Annotated in this window: 17 protein-coding genes; 12 read left to right on the top strand and 5 right to left on the bottom strand. The window is 45.4% G+C overall.

From position 1 onward, the window contains the following. Nucleotides 1–163 precede the first annotated feature (163 nt). The 8 genes from D0A34_22680 (at nt 164) to D0A34_22645 (ending at nt 11228) form a co-directional block, all read left to right on the top strand. Nucleotides 164–1243 carry a permease gene (locus D0A34_22680; GenBank protein UNU21276.1) on the top strand — a complete coding sequence of 360 codons (1080 nt, stop codon included), beginning with the start codon at nt 164–166 and terminating at the stop codon, nt 1241–1243. 186 nt (nt 1244–1429) lie between these two features. Further along, complete coding sequence (locus D0A34_22675; protein UNU21275.1) at nt 1430–2218, top strand: TIGR03943 family protein; 789 nt, start codon at nt 1430–1432, stop codon at nt 2216–2218. Nucleotides 2219–2400: 182 nt separating this feature from the next. Next, entirely contained in the window at nt 2401–3777 is a 1377-nt protein-coding gene (locus tag D0A34_22670; GenBank protein UNU21274.1) for a polysaccharide biosynthesis protein, read from the top strand. A gap of 20 nt (nt 3778–3797) precedes the next feature. Next, on the top strand, nt 3798–4781 hold the full coding sequence (locus D0A34_22665) for a hypothetical protein (GenBank protein ID UNU21273.1): 984 nt from the start codon (nt 3798–3800) through the stop codon (nt 4779–4781). A gap of 481 nt (nt 4782–5262) precedes the next feature. Further along, nucleotides 5263–6828: a hypothetical protein gene (locus D0A34_22660; protein ID UNU21272.1), complete on the top strand. Its 1566-nt coding sequence runs from the start codon at nt 5263–5265 to the stop codon at nt 6826–6828. A gap of 263 nt (nt 6829–7091) precedes the next feature. Further along, nucleotides 7092–7658, top strand: a complete 567-nt coding sequence (locus tag D0A34_22655) for a hypothetical protein (protein UNU21271.1) — start codon at nt 7092–7094, stop codon at nt 7656–7658. Between the two features lie 728 nt (nt 7659–8386). After that, on the top strand, nt 8387–9742 hold the full coding sequence (locus D0A34_22650; GenBank protein ID UNU21270.1) for an ATP-binding protein: 1356 nt from the start codon (nt 8387–8389) through the stop codon (nt 9740–9742). Between the two features lie 109 nt (nt 9743–9851). Further along, nucleotides 9852–11228 (top strand): sensor histidine kinase, encoded by a 1377-nt coding sequence (locus tag D0A34_22645; GenBank protein UNU21269.1) that lies wholly within the window; start codon nt 9852–9854, stop codon nt 11226–11228. Nucleotides 11229–11475: 247 nt separating this feature from the next. Here the strand turns inward: D0A34_22645 and D0A34_22640 are convergent, their stop codons facing one another. Then, nucleotides 11476–12255, bottom strand: a complete 780-nt coding sequence (locus D0A34_22640) for an ion transporter (GenBank protein UNU21268.1) — start codon at nt 12253–12255, stop codon at nt 11476–11478. Between the two features lie 46 nt (nt 12256–12301). On the opposite strand from D0A34_22640, the gene D0A34_22635 reads away from it, so the two are divergent. The 3 genes from D0A34_22635 to D0A34_22625 all read left to right on the top strand — a co-directional run bounded on the left by D0A34_22635 (nt 12302) and on the right by D0A34_22625 (nt 15244). Continuing rightward, nucleotides 12302–14038: a stress protein gene (locus tag D0A34_22635; GenBank protein UNU21267.1), complete on the top strand. Its 1737-nt coding sequence runs from the start codon at nt 12302–12304 to the stop codon at nt 14036–14038. A gap of 264 nt (nt 14039–14302) precedes the next feature. Further along, nucleotides 14303–14824, top strand: coding sequence for a hypothetical protein (locus tag D0A34_22630; GenBank protein ID UNU21266.1), 522 nt, complete (start codon nt 14303–14305; stop codon nt 14822–14824). Between the two features lie 75 nt (nt 14825–14899). Next, nucleotides 14900–15244, top strand: coding sequence for an NAD(P)H-quinone oxidoreductase subunit M (locus D0A34_22625; protein ID UNU21265.1), 345 nt, complete (start codon nt 14900–14902; stop codon nt 15242–15244). 215 nt (nt 15245–15459) lie between these two features. Here D0A34_22625 and D0A34_22620 read toward each other — a convergent pair whose 3' ends face one another. Beyond that, a complete protein-coding gene (locus tag D0A34_22620; protein UNU21264.1) occupies nt 15460–15819 on the bottom strand; it encodes a hypothetical protein in 360 nt (119 codons plus the stop codon). A gap of 817 nt (nt 15820–16636) precedes the next feature. Between D0A34_22620 and D0A34_22615 the strand changes: the two genes are divergently transcribed. Next, complete coding sequence (locus D0A34_22615; protein UNU21263.1) at nt 16637–18946, top strand: serine/threonine protein phosphatase; 2310 nt, start codon at nt 16637–16639, stop codon at nt 18944–18946. 120 nt (nt 18947–19066) lie between these two features. Here the strand turns inward: D0A34_22615 and D0A34_22610 are convergent, their stop codons facing one another. The 3 genes from D0A34_22610 to gap all read right to left on the bottom strand — a co-directional run bounded on the left by D0A34_22610 (nt 19067) and on the right by gap (nt 21355). Next, nucleotides 19067–19612 carry a penicillin-binding protein activator LpoB gene (locus D0A34_22610; protein UNU21262.1) on the bottom strand — a complete coding sequence of 182 codons (546 nt, stop codon included), beginning with the start codon at nt 19610–19612 and terminating at the stop codon, nt 19067–19069. A gap of 195 nt (nt 19613–19807) precedes the next feature. After that, nucleotides 19808–20173 carry a DUF1823 family protein gene (locus tag D0A34_22605; protein ID UNU21261.1) on the bottom strand — a complete coding sequence of 122 codons (366 nt, stop codon included), beginning with the start codon at nt 20171–20173 and terminating at the stop codon, nt 19808–19810. A gap of 150 nt (nt 20174–20323) precedes the next feature. Further along, nucleotides 20324–21355 (bottom strand): type I glyceraldehyde-3-phosphate dehydrogenase, encoded by a 1032-nt coding sequence (gap, locus tag D0A34_22600; GenBank protein UNU21260.1) that lies wholly within the window; start codon nt 21353–21355, stop codon nt 20324–20326. Nucleotides 21356–21720 lie beyond the last annotated feature (365 nt).

Raw genomic sequence — 21720 nt, 5'->3', positions numbered from 1 at the left:
GTGTCCTTACCAGGCTCTGCGACTTTTAATGATGGGTATAAGATAGAGGATTGGAGGAAAAAAGTTTCAACTAAATCTTAACTTAGTGCTGTGCTTTGGTATGATCGACAGGGGGTTCTGCCAAAGACGTGTAACTAAATAGCAATTTACCAGTAGGTGCTCGATGCAACCCGCCCTCACGAATCAGTTAAACAATGCTTTTACCCTTTTTCTCAGCTTGTTAGTAGAGGCAATACCTTTTCTGCTGCTGGGAGTTTTATTCTCAGGTTTGCTGCTGGGGTTTGTAGACGAACGCAAACTCGTATCGCGCATCCCGCCAAACCCGCTGCTGGCGGCTTTGATGGGCAGTTCGATCGGCTTTTTGTTTCCCGTGTGCGAGTGCGGTAACGTGCCCGTAGCCCGCAGGCTACTGATGCAGGGAGTGCCCGCACCAGCCGCGATCGGCTTTTTGCTTGCGGCCCCCACCATCAACCCCGTGGTAATTTGGGCGACTTGGACGGCATTTCGCGATCAGCCAGAAATTGTAGTTTTGCGGGTGGTATTTTCTCTAGTCACAGCCACAATTATCGGCTGGGTGTTCAGCGCCCAAAAAGACTTGCGGCCGCTGCTGCAACCCTCTGTAGCCCGCGCTATCCCCCTGCCAAAACCAGAGTTTTCCGAAAAAAAACTCGTCCAAGCTAACACTCCGCTGCTGTTGCAGTCGGGAACATTTATGCTCGGTCAGCCAGGGGGGGCGGTGCCGATCGAATCCTTGCTACAAGACGACTGGAAGCCATTACAAACAGACCAAACAGAAAAAACCTCGAAACGTTCCTCGATGTTCCACCGCGTTTCTAAAGAGCGTCTGCGTCTGCTTTTAGATACTATGGTACAGGAGTTGCGCGAATTGGGAGGAGTGTTGGTAATCGGAAGTGCGATCGCAGCCATCATTCAAGTTGGCGCCCCCCGCGAACTAATTCTCAACCTCGGCCAAGGCCCCGTTTCCTCGATTCTAGCCATGCTGCTCTTAGGCGCAGTCGTATCGATTTGTTCTACAGTAGATGCCTTTTTTGCCCTGTCTTTTGCTTCCACATTCACCAGCGGTTCGCTGTTAGCATTTCTCGTTTTCGGCCCGATGATTGACCTCAAAGGCATCGGTTTAATGCTGTCAATTTTTAAAAGTCGAGCCGTAGTTTACATCATTGTCTTGGCAGCTCAGTTAACCTTTTTAATGACCCTCGCTGTAAACTTGCATTTAGGTTAATAAATTAGCGGGAACAGAGAACTAATACCATTGTAGATTTTCGATCTTTAATTATTTGGAGCCACGACACGGAAATCGATATACAGATAGCTATTTTTTCCTTCTTCCTTGTTCCTTATTTCGTCTTTTTCTTCTTTTTTCCTTACTGCCACGTTCTAGTTTCCAATTCTCAATGACTCTTAAAAAATGAATCTTAAAAAAATTAGCCCCTGGCTGGACGCCCTAGCTATCTTAGCGTGGGGAATACTGCTTCTTAAATATTGGATCACCGGCAAATTAAGCATTCTCATTCACCCCCATTACTTTGGCTTGACTTTAGCTGGAGGAATCGGCTTAATGGTTATTGGGGGTTTAAAAACTTGGGAACTCTTAAAACTCGATCGCACCACAAAGCAATCGCGGACATCACCAGCAAATAACTCTCTCAGAATTACAGAAGTTGAACACGTGACTTTGTTTCCCCCCAGCATCGGCAGCACCTTAATGTTGAGCGTCGCATTAATAGGTTTACTAACAACGCCACGCACTTTTACCAGCCAGACAGCATTAGAACGAGGCCTCACCGAATCCCTGCCAATCACCAGACTGCAACCCCAAGAATTTCGCAATACTACAAAACCCGAACTGCGATCGCTCGTCGAATGGGTGCGGCTGTTAAATTTCAACCCCGAACCGGATACATACAGAGGTCAAAAAGTCAAAGTTCAAGGGTTTGTAATTCATCCCCCTAACCTAGCAGAACAATATATGTGGATCGGGCGTTTTATCATTACCTGCTGCGCGGCAGACGCCTATCCGATCGGGTTGCCAGTAAAATTACTTATCGGTCAAAGCCGCACCACCTTTGCCCCAGACAGTTGGCTAGAAATAGAAGGAGAAACGATCGTAGAAGAACTTCAAGGCAAGCGCAAATTAATCATTCAAGCATCCTCCCTCAAACCAATTCCTGAACCAAAAAATCCTTATGATTATTAGATGTGGAGTAAGTATCAGATTAAAATTTACCTTTATTGCGAGATGGACAGTCCAGATCCAACATCCGTATACAGATGAAGATATGGTAAAGTCAGCAATAAAAGTGGCAGCAGCATCCTGTAGGAGTTGCAAATAACAAGTTCAGCAACTACACTCGTAATTAGGAAATAAATTCTGAGTATATGTCATCAGAAAAAAAATTAGCTATCAAAGGTGCTGCCTGGACGATCGCCAGCTATGGAAGCAGTCAAATTATCCGATTTGGCAGTAACTTAATCCTGACGCGTCTGCTTTTGCCCGAATTATTTGGTCTGGTAGGTCTAGCCTACGTTTTCATCACAGGGATTAACTTATTCTCAGACATAGGTCTGGCCCCAAGCATAATCCAGAATAAGCGCGGGGAAGATCCTCAATTTCTCAACACCGCTTGGACACTGCAAGTTATTCGCAGCTTGTTCATTTTCATTTGTTTGATTATAATTGCCCAGCCCGTTGCTAGTTTTTATGAAGATCCCCGTCTTCGGTGGTTGATTCCAATAATAGGTATAAATTCCGTAATAGGAGGGTTTAAATCCACTGCCACAGCCAGCCTAGAACGCAAAATGGCAGTGAAGAAAGTAGTAATTTTTGAGTTGGGCATACAGATTGTTTCTACAACAGTGATGATTGTCTGGGCCTGGTTCGATCGCAGCATCTGGGCGATCCTCGTCGCCGGCTTTACTGCAGCTTTAATGGAGCTAGTATGGAGCCATTTTTTGATTCCCGGCAAGTCAAACCGCTTTGCTTGGGATAAAGAAGCAGCTAAAGAAATATTTTCTTATGGCAAATGGATCTTTGTGTCTACGGCTTTGTTTTTCTTGTGTTCTCAAGCCGATAGACTCATCCTCGGGAAAATATTTACTTTAACAATGTTGGGCATTTACGGAATCGCTTTTACCCTGGGGGATATGCCACGCCAAGTCATCATCGCAATTAGTGGCCGGGTGATTTTTCCCTCAATTTCTATGCTGGCCGATTTGCCGCGGGAGGAGTTGCGCGCCAAGATACTCAACAACCGCAAGCTAATTCTAATACCATTAGCCGTAGGTTTAGCAATTTTTGTGAGCTTTGGAGATCAGTTAATTTTAATACTGTATCGGAAAGAGTATGAGGCTGCATCTTGGATGATGCCAATCTTGGCGTTAGGTATCTGGCACACCACGCTGCACAATATGATGGGTTCTTGTCTGCTAGCCGTAGGAAAGTCTCAGTACCCAGCTATGGGCAATCTGCTGACTTTTGTGAATCTATGTATAAGTATACCGCTGGGATACCACTTAAAAGGTAATTTAGGTGCCGTGATTGCTGTAGCTCTCGGCGACCTTCCTACCTATGCAGTAACTAACTACGGTTTGTGGAAAGAAGGACTAACTTGTTTTTGGCAGGATATTCAATTAACAGGGCTGTTTGTAGGGGTGCTGGCAACTCTACTTTGGTGTAGAGTCGCTTTTGGTTTGGGTCTGCCGATCGATAAAATATCACCGATGGATTTAGTTCCAATCAATCAACTGTTTCAGTAAACAAAAAGGAGATTGTCTCTATGTCAGCCGAACACAATACAAGAAGAAAAGTAATGCACTTTATCTTTTTACAAATGGCTCTCTTACAAGAAATATCGCGAGTAGCCACGAGGTATACTAAACTGATGTTTTTTTATCAAAGAAATCGCATTATAAATTTATTCAAAGAAAACGAACAGCCCGAAAAAGAACGCGCCAAAGTCTTTGCCGCTGTCGCACACATTACATCAGTTGAAGAATCTAACAATCCAGAAAAAGGCGCAGCAAAAATAGAGAGACTCAGGCACACAATAGATGGACTGTTGACGAGTTTTGCTCATTGCGACCTGACTATTACTATCCAAACTCTACCGAACAGGCACGTTACAGCCTACTTACCTGAATATCAACTTAAGTGCATTCAGATACAAGAAGGCCCTGAATGCGACCCCATGTTTGTAGAGTTTAGACTTCAGGAAGAATTTGTCGAAAGAGTAGAAAAATTTGACTGGTTTTTATTCATAGAAGATGACATTGTTTTGTACGATGCTTTCATTCTAGAAAAATTAGAAAACTTTAACCGACAAAGCGGGTATGAGAATGCTATTCTTTACCCAAACCGTTTTGAAATGTATCAAGGAACCAAGAGATACATTGATTTGACCATTGAGCCGCCAGTATGGTGGAATCAGCTATCTAGTGTAGAGATAGAAAGTGTAAAATTTGCTGAATCTAGCCATACTCATTCAGCATTTTACTGCTTGTCAAAAAGCCAGATGAAACACTGGATAAAATCAGGTCGCATCTTCAAAAATCAAGTAGTGAATGTCGGGCCTTTAGAGAGTGCAGCAACTTTTTGTCTTTTGGAATGTTTCTCCATATATAAGCCTCACCCGTCAAACTTAAACTATTTTGAGGTCAGGCATTACGATAGCAAATATTCTAAGCTATATCCCGAACCGGAATCTCCGTATACACTATCAGCGGTTAATAATTCCCACCCACCAAGCGTCAAGGATTCGTGAAAGGGAGATAAGTAGTGGTCATGATTCTTAGTAGGATGGGTACAGCGCCAGGGTTACCCCTCAACCTATTAAAGAACTAGCGATTTGAGATTTGAGATTAAATTAAAAATCTAAAATTTCAAACAGTGTTGGACGCAACTGGCACAATGGTAGGGTGCTCTACTTTCCTCAAAGCCTCTCTCGATCGAGCAATTTTTAGCTCTGAGGCATTCTAAAAGGTAAAATCTATAATTTCAAATCTCCACTCGGTTGATAGGGTTGGAAGTGCCGCATACTCCACGGATTTAAGCTTGTGAGTTTAATTCAGTCCTGGAGACACCAACACTTTCAGAAACCGAGTTTTTTACCAAGATACTTCGTTGCATTCCTTTTCGCTGGTAAAAAAAACGTTTCAGAGGGTCGGGAGTACGCCCAAGGCAGTAAAATTTAAGAGGGAAAATTTGGCAGTTAATTTTCAGCAGAAAGTAGGAGAGAAAGATTTGTGAGTATTTTTAAGAAAAAAATTAATCCTTCACCCTTCGCTAATCTGCCATTCAAACAGCCGATCGACCGCACGGCCATCTTCCTCATGCTAGTGCTGAGCGTCTTAATCGGACTGCTGCTGCTGAGCGGCGATCGCACAGCACCCAGAGTGCGAGAATTTACCTGGGAAAACAAACAAATCGGCGCCGAAGATACCGGCTTTATCCTCACATTCTTTCGGCCGATGAACCAGTCCACCGTTGAGGAAAACTTAAAGCTAGAACCCCCCCTCCCCGGTAAATTTAGTTGGGCGGGAAGACGCATGGCTTACACCCTCCAAGATCCAGCACCCTACGGCGTTACCTACACAGTAAAACTCGCAGGAGCAACGGACAAGTATTTCGGAGACAACAACGAAAATAAAGGAACGCCAATGCAACCGTTTAGCAGTTCCTTTCGCAGCCGCGATCGAGCTTTTGCTTACATCGGTGTCCAAGGCGAAACAGAAAGCAGATTAATGCTAGTCAATCTCACCAGCAGCGAATCGAAACCGATAGCGCTGACTCCCAAAGATTTAGTCGTTACCGATTTTAAACCGTATCCCGACAGCGATCGCATTTTATTCTCCGCCACAGATCGATCAATCGCCCGTACTCGCGGCACTCTAAATCAAGAACTATTCACAGTCACCACCGGCCTCAACCCCCAATCGGGCTCAGGAACTCAACAAAAATACCCAGCGGGTAGAATCGACAAAATCTTAGACTCCAAAGATTACCAAAACCTCAAATTCGACCTCTCAGCCGACGGAAAAATCATAGTTGTCCAGCGCGTCAACCGCAGCAATCCCGGCGATTTCAGTCCTTGGATTTTAGAAGAAAAAGTGCCACCCCGACCATTGGAAAATGAACAAGGCGGAGATTTTATGATTCGCCCCGACAGCAAATCCATGGTAATATCTCAAAAACAAGGATTAGCGATCGTCCCCCTCAAACCGGAAGCAGACCCAGTAGAATTTTTGCCAAAATACGAACAAGTATTGGGCATGGCCCGCGACAACTCTGCCGCCGCCTATGTTAAATACAACAGCGACTTTACTCGATCGCTTTTCATCTTAGATAACCAAGGTGTAGAACAAGAAATATTGCGTATTCCCGGCAGCATTATGGCCGTTTATTTCGACCCCCGCAAAAGCGAAGACAACCAAGTTCAGCGTCTCTACTGTTTGTTAGCCCAACGCCTCAAAACAGAAAGCTACAAAGAACAGCCTTTCATCGCCACCATCGACCTCAAAAAAGAGGGTGCTCGTTTGGTAGGAACCATCAAACCGCTGCTGATTTTGCCCAACCAATTAGATACCCAAATCAGTTTATCTCCCGACGGACTGGCATTAATTTTCGACCAATCAGTCACAGCAGCAACTCCCTCAGCAGCAGACAGTCCCCGCAACGATAGTGGACAGTCGATCGCCACCAGCCGCCTCTGGCTGCTACCCTTAGTAGAAATACCTGCAGAGGGTTCTCCCGCCAAACTACAGCCAGAAGAACTTCCCTTTGCCGGCTATCACCCCCGCTGGCTCCCCTAAATCGATTTGAGATTTGAGATTTGAGATTTGAGATTGACCGATATGGGTAAATATCAATAGGGTAAGGTGCGCCCATAAACACCAAGCGTTGAAATGTGCGCGGTGCACACCCTACTTTTACTAAATTGATTGGAGATTTGAGATTTGAGATTTGAAATTGAGTGGATACTAAGCCATACTGGTAAATATTACAAACTTTTGAAACCAACTCACCAGCCTGCAATTCCACATCTAAAACCTCAAACCTAAAATCTAAAATTCGCATGACTCCCGAAGAAATTAGCAATACCCTTAAAGACTTATTTGGTGACAGTGTTGAGATGCCGGCTGCTACTTCTTGGCAAGTAGAAACCCCCTATTTTCGCCTGTTAGTCCTCCTTTCAGAAGACGGGACTTGGCTGCGGATTTTGCTGCCGATCGCCGATGCCCAGGAAGCTCAACCATTTTTTGATAAACTCCTAGAAGCTAACTTTGACACCACCCTGGAAACTCGCTACGCCTTACATCAAAACGTTTTGTGGGGAGTATTTCAGCACAGTTGTGCCACACTCGCGGCCGCAGATTTCTCGGCCGCCGTCGCCAGAGTGCTGGCTTTGCAAGAGCGAGGTTTATCCGACTTTTTCGGCGGTTTGATAGAAAGCCGCATCCGTCAAATCATCAAAGCTGCGAAGGCGCAGGGACAGTCTGTGGAAACTACCCTTCAGACTTTAGACCGTTTCTACGCAGAGGGGTTGATGGGTGAAATGGAACTAGGGCGAGAGTCTAGCGAAAAGACTCTCGCCGCTTGGCGGTATCAGCTAGAACGCCTCTGGCCGGAGGTGGAACCCTAAGACGATTTGAGATGGCAGATGGCCGATGGCCGATGGCCGATGGCAGATTGCAAAAAACCGACTACCATCGAGGTTGGAAGTTGCCTAAAGTTGCATTTCTTTTGAGTGGTATAGCAACCGCCAATACGGTTAGAACGTTCTTAATTGCACAAACCCTTGCGGAACATTGCTTCTTCCTTCTCTGCTAGATAACTAAAGCCTCCCATCCGTTACATTCGGTTACATCCGAAGAAAGCGAATCCGTGGCCGAACTTCTTTCTGCTGTACAATCTGCCGATTGTTGCCTGGACCCCTGTCTTGACGGTACAGTTGGAGCCTCAAGCCCCTTGGACGATGGCTAATCCGGGCCCTCCAACCCTCGAAGGATGCCCGTATATTCACTGATAACCCGCTCGCGGTTCTCCAATTCCCTTCTATCACTAGAAAAATGGTATAATTTATCACAATAATTAGTTATAAATATTAAAAATTTTCGGAAAACACCCGATCGCAGGTATATGATGGTAAAAAGTTTAAAGCGCCTACTCCGTAAGTTCCACAAAAGCTTCGATCGTTTAATATTGAGTTAGAAACAAAATCTTTAGCAGACAATGCTACTGCGATCGGGTTTTCCCATCGGGTGCTGTTGTAATTTCACAAATTAGCAACTACCCGCTACCCATTACCCGTTACGAATTAATAGCAACTTAAGTTGTTCATGAATACAATTTTTAACAGGGGTTTCCTCGATGTTTGCTGTGCGTGAGACTAGCTCGGAGTTATCAGTGTTGCATATAGCTGAGATTTGTAGTTGGAACATCTCCTTAGAATCAACTCTCCTAGACCTGCCGCTCTACAACTGCCAAATTGAATTAACTCAACAGGCAAAAGAAGTAGCCCAGGCTTTTGAAGACAATTCCATGCTTCCCGGCGTCATTTTGACAGAGCGGGGTAATTTTGTCGGCATAATATCCAGGCGTCTCTTTTTTGAAAAAGTTAACCGCCGCTACGGATTAGAAATGTTTTTTAAGCGACCAATAGAGGTATTATACAAGTTTTCCAAGCCAGATCCGCTGATCCTTCCAGGCAGTAAATTAATAGTAGAAGCCGCACAGGAATCGCTTTACAGATCCGCAGAATTAATTTACGAACCTGTAGTAGTGGAAGTAGCACCTCAGAGCTACAAACTATTAGACGTACACCAATTAATGGTCGCTCAATCAAGAATCCACGAATTAACAAATAAGTTACTCCACAAACAAACCCAAGCCAAACTCATCCAAACAGAAAAAATGGCGAGTTTGGGGAGGATTGTAGCAGAAGTCGCTCACGAAATCAGAAATCCGCTGAACTGTATTTGGGGAAATTTAACTTTTCTGCTGTCCTATTTTGAACACCTGCTTCAGCTCATGTCGGTTTATGAAGAAGAATATTCGGCGCCGTGTCCCCGAATTGAAGCCCTTAAAAAAGAAATTGAATTTGATTTTTTACAAGAAGATTTGCCTATCACCTTAGAAGGGATGGAGTTGGGAGCCTCGCAATTGCTAAAAATAGTTAACGGGCTGCACCACTTCTCTCACATGGACGAGACAAAACCAGTGGAGACAGACATTCACGAATGCGTGGAGATGACGCTGTTAATTTTGAAAAACCGCTTTAAAAACAGCATAGAAGTGGTTAAAAATTACGGCGAACTGCCGCTAGTTAGCGGCTACTCCGGTCAGTTGAGTCAGGTGTTTTTGAATTTGTTAGTTAATGCTCTAGACGCCCTGACAGAGTACGCAGCCGATCAAGAAATACACACCCCGTGCCGGGAAAACTGGCAGCCCCAAATCGAAATTACCACTAAAGTGATAGAAACCGAACACGGCAAGCGGGTGGCAATTTGCATTGCCGATAACGGGCCCGGCATTCCTCCAGAAAATCACCAGCAGATATTTGACACCTTTTTTACCACTAAACCAGCAGGCAAAGGCAGCGGTATGGGGCTGGCTATCTGCAATCAAATCGTCACAGAAAAGCACGGCGGCCAACTGAAATTGCGATCGCAACCAGGTAAGAACACTGAATTTGAAATTCTCCTGCCCATAGTTCCCAAAACATGATTAACTCAAGAATATTCTCGGTTGTTCCCTCCTGCGGTGAAATGATAGGGTAGCTTAGTAGTAGGTTCTCAAATTCACTTTCCCAGCGTTTCGGCAACTAAAAGTTCCAGTGGCAAATAAATTCAGTTCCAAACTCATTGGCCCTTCAGTCTCCGAAGGCAGCCATCAAGACCTTTCCCTAGAGTCTACGCTCTGGGATTTGCCCCTGTATGACTTTCAGGTTAAATCGAGCTGCTTGGCTGTGGCAGTTGCCGAAATGTTTGAACAGCATCCCCTAGTGCCGGGAGTCGTGTTGATGGAAGCAGGAGAGTTTGCTGGCATGATATCTCGCAGGCAACTGCTGGAATATTTGCTCAAACCCCAAGGCCCCGAGCTATTTTTGCACCTACCGCTAAAAGTTCTCTACAGTTACGCTCGCCTCGAAATATTATTGGTTCCAGAGAGTACAACCATTTTGGCAGCCGCTCCACAAGCTCTGCGTCGATCGCCCGAATTGCAGTCAGAACCAATCGTCGTCCAAATAGACTCCCAATCTTACCGACTCTTAGACCCTAACGCACTAAACATCGCGTACTGGCAAATTCGTGGCATAGAAACTCAAGTCCGCTACGAAAGAGCCCAAACTCAAATGATTCAAAGCGAAAAAATGGCTAGTTTGGGGCGTTTAGTCAACGGAGTAGCCCACGAAATTTTAGATCCGGTAGGCTTTATCTGGGGGAATTTAACCTACGTAAGCGACTACAGCAAAAACTTGATGGAGTTGCTCTCAGTTTACGACGCATACTGTACTGAGCCCCCGCCGGAAATAGCAAGGCTCAAGGAAGAGATCGACTATGACTTTTTGCAAAACGATTTCCTCCGAACTGTTGCCAGTATCAAATCGGGAGCAGAACGTTTGAGCAAGTTGGCAACCAGTTTGCAAAACTTCTGCCACATCGACGATATTTATCCCAAACCGACCGACTTGCACGCCAACATAGATAGCATACTTTTGCTGCTCAAAAGTCGTTTGACCCGGGAAATTAAAGTAGTGAAAAACTACGGCTACCTGCCGCCAGTGCCCTGCTATGCAGGGCAACTAAACCAAGTATTTATGAATATCTTGACCAATGCTATTCATACATTAATTAATGAAGCAGTCGGTCAAGAATTGGCGAAAGAGTTCAAAGGTGGAGGACTCAGAGACGCCGATCGCCAGCCTAAAATTGAAATCACAACTCAAGTCTGCTGTCCCGAACCTGCGCCGGATTTAGACAAACTTCATCTTCGCTGGGTTTCGATTTGCATAGCAGATAACGGGCCAGGAATGTCCCCTAGCAAGTACAAAAAAATCATAGAATCATTCTCTACGGAAAAACGCGCCCTCAAAGAAACCAGTTTAGCAGTTAGCTATCAAATAGTGACGGGCAAACACGGCGGTGCATTCAGAATGCGATCCGAGTTAGGCAGAGGCACTGAATTTGAAATTTTGTTACCCTTAGCTTAAAGAAGGAAGAGGGAAGTTCGGCAACGGATTCTGTAACGGATGTAACGGATTTAACGGATCTCAGGAAGAAGGAAGTTCGGCAACGGATTCTGTAACGGATGTAACGAATGTAACGGATGTCAGCTAGAGGGAAGAAGTTACAGTGTATTCCTGATTTATGAAGTATAGGACACGGAAATGCCGTCTCCCTACCGATTATCTGTACTGCACTCAACTGAAAACTGCTGTAACTGTCAACAGTCAACCGTCAACCATTATCTAATTGACTGCCGCACATTTTACAAAATCTAGCATTAGCATCGTGTACAGACCAACCGCAACCTTTACAAACAGCTTCTCCGTGATTAGCACTTTTAACTAATTGTTTAATCAAATCCCCCAATTGCCAAGGAATCAGAGCAATTCCTGTCAAAATCATCAAAATAGTCAGAAAACGACCGGATTCCGAAATCGGAGTAACATCGCCAAATCCCACCGTCGTCATCGTGACAACCGAGAAATAAACCGCATCCAAAAAAGTCCCAAAACCTTCGGGATTTGCCGGATGTTCGACTTGATAAATCAAACCAGAATAAACAAAAATTATTGCCAGCAAAGTAAACAAAATCCGAGCAAAAATAACCCCATCTTCGCTGCTGATGCGGAAAATAGAAATTTTTAATTCCAGAAAACGGATGAGTCGGAGAATTCTAAACCAGCGAAAAATTCGGATAAAACTAACGTTGACAAATCCCAGCAAAAATGGTAATATTGCCAGCAAATCAATAATTGAAAAAAAACTAAAAATAAATTTAACTCGATTTTCTGCACACCACAGCCGCAATAAATACTCAACTACAAAAACGATTAAAAGAACAGTATCGAGAGTTTGGAAATTAATTCTAACAGGCCCCGAAAGCGGGTAAGTTTCGGCGATGAAGCTGGCGGAAGATAAAAGAATGAGTCCGGTAAGAGTTAAATTGACGGTTCTGCCAATTGGGGTTTCGATGTCTTCGAGATAAAATCCAATTTGCGCTCGGGTTAACATAGATAAGATAATTAATACCATTTCTCAGGTAAGGGAATTATCGCACATGAGCATCGAATTAACTAAGGGTGAAAGATTCAATCTTTCTAAAGAAACTCCTAATTTCAGTAAAATTGCGATCGCCCTGGGGTGGCAAGTCAGCCAGACAGCCCAAAACTGCGACATTGACGCATCTGTTTTTATGTTAGCCGCGGACGGTCGCATTCCCGATGAAAAGTATTTTGTATTTTACAACAATCTGACATCACCGGACGGTGCGGTGCGACATTCAGGAGACAGCCGGAATGGACAAATTGAGGGAGATGATGAGACGGTTTATCTAGATTTGAGTAAAATTAATTCGGCGATTCAGGAAATTGTGTTTGTGGTGACTATGCACGACGGACAGGAAAAAAATCAAAGTTTTAGTCAAGTTGAAAATGCTTTTATCCGGCTTTACAATTCGGAGACTCTTAGCGAATTGGTTCGGTACAATTTAAATCAGATATTTTCGCAAGAAACGGCTTTAGAATTTGGACGGTTGTATAAGAAGAATGGCGAATGGAGGTTTCAGGCCGTAGGACAGGGATATAATGCTGGGTTGCAAAGTTTTGTAGACAAGTATTATGTTGAAAATGCGGTTGAGAAAGGCTCCAAGGTTAGTGAGAAGGTTGATGATGCTGAGGTTTTGAGGCAGTTTAGCGATCGGGTGGACAGGCTATTGCGCGAAGAGGCGATCGAGGAGACACCGATTCCAGTATCTAGCGAAGCGGTAGAACAGCCGGCTGCTACTCCTGTAAATGCGGATACTGTAGAATCTGATGCTGACAAAATAACTGATCATTCTAGTCACAAAAGTCAAGAAGCCGCTGTTACTGCTGATGAATTTTGGAAACGGTATGAAGAAGGAGAACGCGACTTTACAGGGATTAACCTAGCAGGAGTGGATCTAAGTGGCAAAACTCTCGACTCTAATGTCAGTCTAAGTCAAGCAAACCTGAGCAGTGCCAATTTAGCAAATGCCAAGTTGATTCAAGTAAATTTGATTGGATCTAACTTGCAAGGCGCAAATTTGAACTCAACCAACTTGCAAAGTGCTGATTTGATTGAAGCTAACTTAAGTGGGGCTAACTTAACTAAGGCAATCTTGTATTATGCAAGACTAATCCACGCAAATTTGAGTCAAGCCAACTTAAGTGAAGCAAAGTTAGATAAGGCAAACTTGACTACAGCAAACCTCAGTAGAGCTAACTTAACTCAGGCAAGTCTAGGTAGTGCTAACCTGACAGGAGCCGATTTAAGCCAATCAAAGGTAACTAAAGTCAACCTTAGTGGTGCAAACCTCAGTGGTGTTAACTTAACAGGGGTAAGTTTGACTGGGGTAAACCTTCAAGGAGTTAACCTTAGTGGCATGAATTTGAGTGGGGTAAATTTGACTGGCACAAATCTAAGTTATGCCAAGTTGATTGGGATTAACTTAAGTGGAGCAAGTTTGAGTGGGGCAAACTGTGTAGGTGCTAACTTGGATGGTGCTAACCTCACTGGAGTAAATTTGATTGGGGTAAACTTACAGAGCGTTAATCTGAGCGCGCAAAACTTGAGTGCGTTTAATCTCTCTGGGGTTAACCTACATTCTGCAAACTTAAGTGAAGCAGACTTACATTCTGCAAACTTGTGTGGGGCAAATTTGAGCTATGCAAACTTAGAGAAAACTAACCTGAAGGAAGCTAAACTGGTTGGAGCCAATCTGGACAATGCAAAACTCGCAGGTGCAATTATGCCAGATGGGACAATTCACGAATGAATTCGAGCGCAAATATTAAACAGCAAGGTGGGCAATGTATTGGTGTGAATTTAACGCTGTTTCCCGAAGTCCGGCAGGGGTTTCAACCCCTGCCTCATAGCTCAAGTCCTCTCAAGAGGACTGAATAACTCATACCAAATCCTGCTTTATTCTTTAGTCCGCGTAGGCGGACTTTGTTTGTGTAGTAGTGGTTTTAACCGCTGGCAAGGCCGAGCCTACAAATAGAGTATGATTAGTGTGAAATGTCAAATACATAGATTTTCGATGAATGAATTAGACACAGAAATCATAGAATCGACCCTCAGATGGATGACCGAGTTTGTCGAGTTCCCGCATCCAGTTTTCAGCGATTTACCGATTTGTCCCTTCACTAAAAAAGCACGCTTGGCAAATCAAATTTTATTCAAAATCGAGCCTTTTTCAGCGCTGACTGAGTTCGATCGCGATTGTGCCATAATGAAATCGATTGATGAATTTTACAATTCGGAATTTGAAATAATGGTAGTAATTAATCCCGAAAAAACAGCAATTACTGCGCCAGAAACTAAAGAATTGATAGACAAACTGAATAATCAGATTTCAGAGTTGGGCTTGCTGGCTTTTCACGTCCATCCCGAAGAAGATTTTAATATTGACGGGCTTCATACTAGGAGGATGCCCTATCCGGGCTTCACTGTTCAAGTAAATTCTAAGCTGAAGCCAGCTTCCGATTCTTTAGAGAAAACTGAATATTACAAAAATTGGACTGCCGAACAACTAAAATATTTGGGGATTCCGAGAAATTGACGATCGCCCGCCCTCCCCGCGCATCTCTCAGCCATTACAATAAACTCAGCAAAAAATCTTTACACATAAGAACTCATGCAGCTCAAGTCAACAACCCGCCATATTCGCATATACACCGCCATCCTCGAAGATAACGAACTCGTACCCAGCAATGACCTTTTGACGCTCGATATTGACCCAGATAACGAACTTAACTGGAACGACGAGTCAGTCAAACAGGTACAGGCCAAATTCGACCAACTCGTAGACGCATACGAGGGCCAAGATTTGACCGAGTACAACCTCCGCCGTATCGGTTCGGACTTGGAACACTTGGTACGATCGCTCCTACAAAAAGGCCAAATCAGCTACAACCTCAACGGCCGCGCTGTTAACTACAGCATGGGATTGCCTCAAGTTGATTCCAAAGTTCACCTGTAAGGGTGATCGGGCGATCGGCATTTATGTCAACTTAAGATTGAAACCCATAATAAATGTCGCTTGTAGCTGAGTTTTGATCCCTCCTACTGCTCTTAATCAGGGGAGTACGGGGGGAAAAGAGGGTTCTGTTTCGTCTCTCGCTTTGGGGATTGAGGGGGATTTAGACTTGGATACCGAGGAAAGGTGGAGATGGGGAGAATTGGGAAAATCTGCTTTTATTCTTCTTCCTGCTTCTTCCTGCTTCTTTCTGACTCCTGACTCCCGGCTTCTTCGTTCTTCCGACGGTCATCGGACTTCTCCCCCGCCTCCCCAGCATCAACCGGAGAATGTGGAACGCGATCGCGTTCCAAAAACTGTTTAACTGCAACCTGGCGGTTGGTCATAAACTGACCCCAAGCGCCGGGAAACAGCCCATCCAAGGTTTCCACCAGCGCCCAAACCTCAAGATTCATCACTTTGTAATAAAAACTGTGAGAATGTTGAATGCTAGTGAGTATTTCGTCTATTTCCACTGCAGGCAGTAGCTTCGGATCGGGCAACTTCTTGGGAAAGGCGCTGGGTTCCTGTGGGGGCATGGTTAAATACTCAACAGCTTGCAGAGGCCGGTCAGTCGATTTTAGATTTTAGATTTTAGATTTTAGACTGATTCCACAGATGAATCTGGGGGCTTGAACTAATATCTAATTTTTTTTGCTCTCCACGACTACTGTCGGGGGCTTGCATCGGTCAGTAGATGTGAGATGTGAGATTGTAGATTTTATACTTTAGATGGATTCCACAGATGAATCTGGGGGCTTTTATCCGTCTTTGGGTCAGGTTAAATTTAACTTTACTTGCGAAACTCGGGAACGAGGTAATGAACACCCTTGACGAGAAAACCGAGAATTGATATTTATTTATACCTGTCGGGTCAGGTGATTTCTACCTAGCTGCATCATACCATTATAGTTAGTCTAAAATTTCAATTCCCTTGAGTGCTGCGATTTCTTCGGAAATGGCCACTATCAGGAATATGCTGAAAACAGCGTGATTTCAAGCCGAGGACTTGGGCATAGCGCGATCGTCTAACTCTGAAAGCTCCTAGCAAAATTCATCGGTGGGTTAACAAAATGGTAGACTATTTGTGTCAGTACAAGACATTAAAACCTACCCCTGGACTGGGGGAAAGTCACGCCTAAAACATTGTCAGGAGATATCACTACGCACACAACAGTGGAAACGTGGTGAGCCCGGGAACCTGAAAAATCAGGATATTAGGACTGCGAAGTCTTAAGAATCTCCGTCTGTTGAGAAAGCGGGGGTGTCAAATAATCGCCACGTATCAACCCGTCGAGGTTCAATCGCTAAAATAGTTCAGATCAGCACGCTTGCCCAAAGGCGTCAGGAACCCTTATGCAAAACTCTGTGGCAAAACACTACTTATGGGCTTTAGGTGAAGGGATCAAAGGGTGTAAGCCAGGCGATCTGATCGCTGGTCGCTACTTGGTCAAGCGCGATCGACTTCTTGTCGATACTCAACCCGAACACTTGCCGGAACTGCCCGAAGAGATTCCGAGTGTTGTCACTCCTTATCTGAGACTGTTTGCCTATCAGTTGCACGTACCTCAAGTATACGGCCTGGTATCGTCCAAGATGAGCAAGCTCTCGGGAGATATCTGGCTGCTGGAAAACGGGCCTATTTTGAAGGTGACGGAATCTTTAATGCCGGAATTGGCGGATTCCTGGAAAGGCGCCGCAGCGATGCGCCAGCTCAATTGGCTGTGGCAAATGGCCCAGTTGTGGCAGCCGTGTATCGCTCAGGGCGTGGCTTCGACGCTGCTGACTCCGGAACTGCTACGGGTGGAAGGGCAATTAGTGCGGTTTCTGGAATTGCAGCCCGATCGCAAACCGCCTCATTTGTCGCAGTTGGGCAAATTGTGGCAGCAGTGGCTCGAAGATGCTCACCCGGCTATTGCCAATTTTTTGAGGCAACTTTGCCAGCAAATGGTTGCTGGTCAAGTGCGCCACGGCGAACAACTGATGAGCCAGTTGGATAAAGCTCTGGCAAAGTGCGGCAAATTGTACGATCGTCACGTTGAAATTGCCACGGGCACGGATGTAGGCAGATCCCGGGCTCACAACGAAGATGCTTGCTATCCGCCCAGCGGTACGCTGTTCGCAGGAAACCCGGGTGCGGAAGCTTGCGCGATCGTCTGCGACGGTATCGGCGGACAAGACGGCGGCGAAGTCGCTTCGGAAGAAGCAATTGGTGTGCTGCGCGACAAGTTGCAGCAAATGCCCCTGCATCAGGCTAATTGGGACCCGTTGAGCCTGACTTCCAAGCTGGAACGGGCGGCTTGTGCTGCTAACGACAAGATAGCCAGTCGCAACGACAGCGAACACCGCCAAGGCCGCCAGCGGATGGGAACTACCCTAGTTATGGGTTTAGCCCACATTCACGAACTCTACGTCGCCCACGTCGGAGACAGTCGCGCTTACTGGATTACCCGCACCGGCTGCTATCAAGTTACTCTCGATGATAATGTGGCTTGCCGCGAGGTGCGTTTGGGCTTCTCTCTCTACCGGGATGCTTTGGAACAAGTGGCCGCCGGAGCTCTGATTCAAGCTTTGGGGATTACTTCGTCCAACACTTTGCACCCGACTGTGCAGCGTTTTCCGGTGGATGAAGACTGCGTTTTGCTGCTGTGTTCCGACGGTTTGAGTGATAAAGACCGGGTTGAGGAATGTTGGGAAGCGGAGATTTTGCCAATTCTCGACGGTAGCATTAATTTGGCTAAGGCGCGCGATCGGCTGATTGAGATTGCTAATACTAGAAACGGTCACGATAACGTCACTGTTGCTTTAATTCACTGTCAAGCACATTTGAGGGAAGACGGCAATACTTTGACAGAACTGTCTGTCCCACCTTTAGATACGCCGATCGAACTAATTTCCGACAGCGAGGATATGCCAACGGATTTGACCGGTATCACAACCTTTGGCCGTGGGAATTCTGAAGGAAAAACGCAGTTGTTACAGCCGGAAAAAAGCAAAAGCCCATTTTCGCTGCTGCTGAAAATTTTATTTTTATTAGGCTTGGGAGGTGTATTTGCTTATTTTTTCATCCCTCCGGTGGGTCGGGCGATCGATACTGCCGGGGAGTCGATTTTTGGGAAACGCGGTTTAATTAATCCTGGAAGCACGCCAGAAAAAGCTGTTGAATCTGTACCTTCTCCGGTCAAATCTTTAGAAATCGGCTCGTTTATAGAGATTAAAAGTTCTGGGGCTGGGGAAGTGGAAAAAGAGGGCGATCGCTTGGATTTGCGAGTCGCAATGGGTGAGTTGACTGTCAAAGGAACAGTCCCACCCGGCAGCGTTTTACAGGTGACAAACAAACAGCTTACGCCTCAAGGCAATTGGCTGGAATTGAAAGTTTGTTCGATTCCTGAAATAGTGCGATCGAACTCTCCCAAACCCGAGCCAAATAAAGATTTTTCTACAGTTTCAAAACCCGCACTGACTCCATCTGCCGCTGTGGCAACTCCGTCGCCTTCGCCGGCAGTTAAGCCAACAGTTGAAGTAGAAAGCGCCAAGCTGCAACCGGGGGAAATCGGATGGATTCAAGAACAAGCTGGCGTTTCTAAAGTAGTCTCTAACCTAGCCTTAAACCCCACTCAAAAGGGAAAATGCGTTGATGCTGACTCAAATCCCAATGCTAATTAAACTGTTAATGCTTGAGTAGGTTGAGCAAAATTGATAAAGTTTAGTCTAAAGGAAAATGCAGATTCCTAAACAAAACTAATATTAACGGGTACAATTGCAGGTCAAGGAGCTGAAAAATTTTTAACCTAATTTCTTAGAGACTTCTGCCAGTTTAGTCACCATTTGGGATACGGCTTTGTCAACGGCCTCGCTCAAAAGTGAGTCTTCATTGCTATTGCTGGAATTGCCGCCCATACCCCTAACGGAAACATTAGAAGCGCTTTGAGCCGCTTCTCCTACTGCTTTCGCAGTGGCAATCATATCTCCCGAATCTGTACCGATTAACCGCACGTCTATTTGAACGGTAGCTTTGGTTTTTTGTGAACCGGCGCCGATTCCAATGAAACTGCCGCCGCCGGATTGTTTGTCGATATTAAACTTGGTAATGGTGCCGATGAGTACGGCGTCAACTCCTAATTGTTTGCCAATTTCGGCTGCTGTGCCGGCATCTATCGCGCCGCTGCGATTTTGCTGTTTGAGCACTTGTTCGAGTTTGCTACGATCGACTACTGTATAAGTGCCATTGTTGACGAGTTCGTTGATTAGCAGTTCGCTGATGCCTTTGGCAGCGCCGACTCCCCTGTAGGAAGTGTAATAACTGTTGGTGGTGCCGTAGTCGAAGTCCATGACGACGAGGCATTTTTTGGCAGTTGCTTGGGCGAGTTGGGTTGCGGGTTGGGTGGTGGCTGGTGTAGCGATCGCATTGACTCAAACGCCTGCTAGCATTAGGGTAGCGAGGGAAATGCTGGTTTTCCTGCCAAAAAATCTAATATCTCTGTACTGTAACGGTGGCCACAACCGCACAGCCATCCAAAATTCCTTTTACGCCCCAGCTTCCATAAAACCCATCAGCCAATTAGCCATTGTCGCCCTGCGAGTCTGTCGGGGCCCAAATTCCCCAATTTTATAGCCTTTAAACCCCAATTTTTCCTTCAGCAACTGCTTGTTTTCTGGAGGAGTCGATCGAGTCAATTTCACCGTCGCCGGCCTAGAATCGATAAAATCGGGCGGTTCCGGGTACTCTTGACGCCACTCGGGTGCAACACCTGCACTGTTCCACTTGCCAGTCTCGGCATCGCAGCGGTAGCCCAGATACTGCCAAACTAATCGGTTGACAGCAGCATCGTCTATCTCTTCGTTGAGGATAGCCCAAATAGTTTCGTTATTCAGCGGTGGTAATTCAGACATGAGCGCGATCGAATCGAAAATAAAAAAAGTTTAACTCACATTAGATAACATTATCAGGAACGGGTACGCGAGCCCGTTCCACAAACAATCATAGGAATTTGTTTGTGGGGTGGGCAAGCGAGTCCGCGCAAAATGCCACCTCACAAAAAATCAATTATTCAAAATTCCGTCTTTCTCGGCCATCGACAGCATTAAGTCAATCACGCGGCTAGAATAACCCCACTCGTTGTCGTACCAAGAAACGACTTTGAAAAACTTAGAATTCAGTTCAATTCCCGCACCTGCATCGAAAATGCTCGATCGCGCGTCGCCCTGAAAATCTGTCGAAACCACCGCATCCTCAGTATATCCAAGAATGTTTTTGAGTTCCCCCTCCGAAGCTTTTTTCATGGCCTCGCAAATTTCTTTATAGCTAGTTTCCTTCGCCGTTTTGAAAGTAAGGTCAACCACAGACACGTCGGGAGTTGGCACCCGCAAAGCCATTCCCGTCAATTTTCCTTTCAATTCTGGCAACACCAAAGTAACAGCTTTCGCTGCACCGGTCGAAGATGGAATAATATTTTGAGCCGCACCGCGTCCTCCCCGCCAATCTTTTTGGCTTGGGCCGTCTACAGTTGGTTGAGTGGCTGTCATTGCGTGAACTGTCGTCATTAAACCTTCTTCCAAACCGAAGTTATCGTTGATAACTTTGGCAATTGGTGCTAAACAATTCGTCGTACAGCTAGCATTAGAAACAACAGTATCTTTTGCCTGGTCAAATTTGTGGTGGTTGACGCCTACTAGATATGTTGGTACTTTTTCCGGATCTTTTGTCGGTGCTGAAAGTATTACTCGTTTTGCTCCTGCCGTCAAGTGTTTGGATGCGCCTTCAAAATCTGTAAACAATCCGGTAGATTCTACAACATAATCGGCGCCGGATTTACCCCAGGGCAATTCGGCAGGATTTCTAATCGCTGTACAGGGGATAAAATGTCCGTCAACGATAATCCCGTCTGGTTTGCTTTCAACTTCGCCGTCGTAAATGCCGTGGGTGGAGTCGTATTTGAAAAGATAAGCCAGGTTTTCTGGCGAAACTAAGTCGTTAATGCCGACAAATTCGATGTTGGGGTTTTTGATGCCGGCACGCATGACTAGCCGTCCGATGCGACCAAATCCGTTGATGCCAACTTTTAATGCAGCCATGTTTAAACTCCTATTGAAAATATCGTTAGTCGATCGGGCGATCGCCTGTGGTGGCTTAGAATTTACCACGCTAATGGATTTTGGCAACTGATTCTTTTCTATCTCTTAATAATTCTGAATTCTGCCGCCGGGAAGCGCAATTAATCCTGAAATGACCGCTGGCTAATGGCTGATGCCTGATGATTATAAACTGGTAAAAGTGCTATAATAGACAGAAATTATTTTCAAAATCGCCTTTTTTTAATCACGCTAAAGTAATTAGAAAAAACTTAGGCCAAAGCAAAAACGCAGTGGCATTCTCACCAGCGGCTGTCCGGGCCCGAAGCCTAGGATTCAAGTCGCAGATACGCGCAAAGACACGGCAA

The organism is Microcoleus vaginatus PCC 9802, from assembly GCA_022701275.1.
In the GTDB taxonomy this organism is placed as follows: domain Bacteria; phylum Cyanobacteriota; class Cyanobacteriia; order Cyanobacteriales; family Microcoleaceae; genus Microcoleus; species Microcoleus vaginatus_A.
The sequence above is the reverse complement of the archived record's forward strand: the minus strand, read 5'-3'. Positions and strand labels throughout refer to the sequence as shown.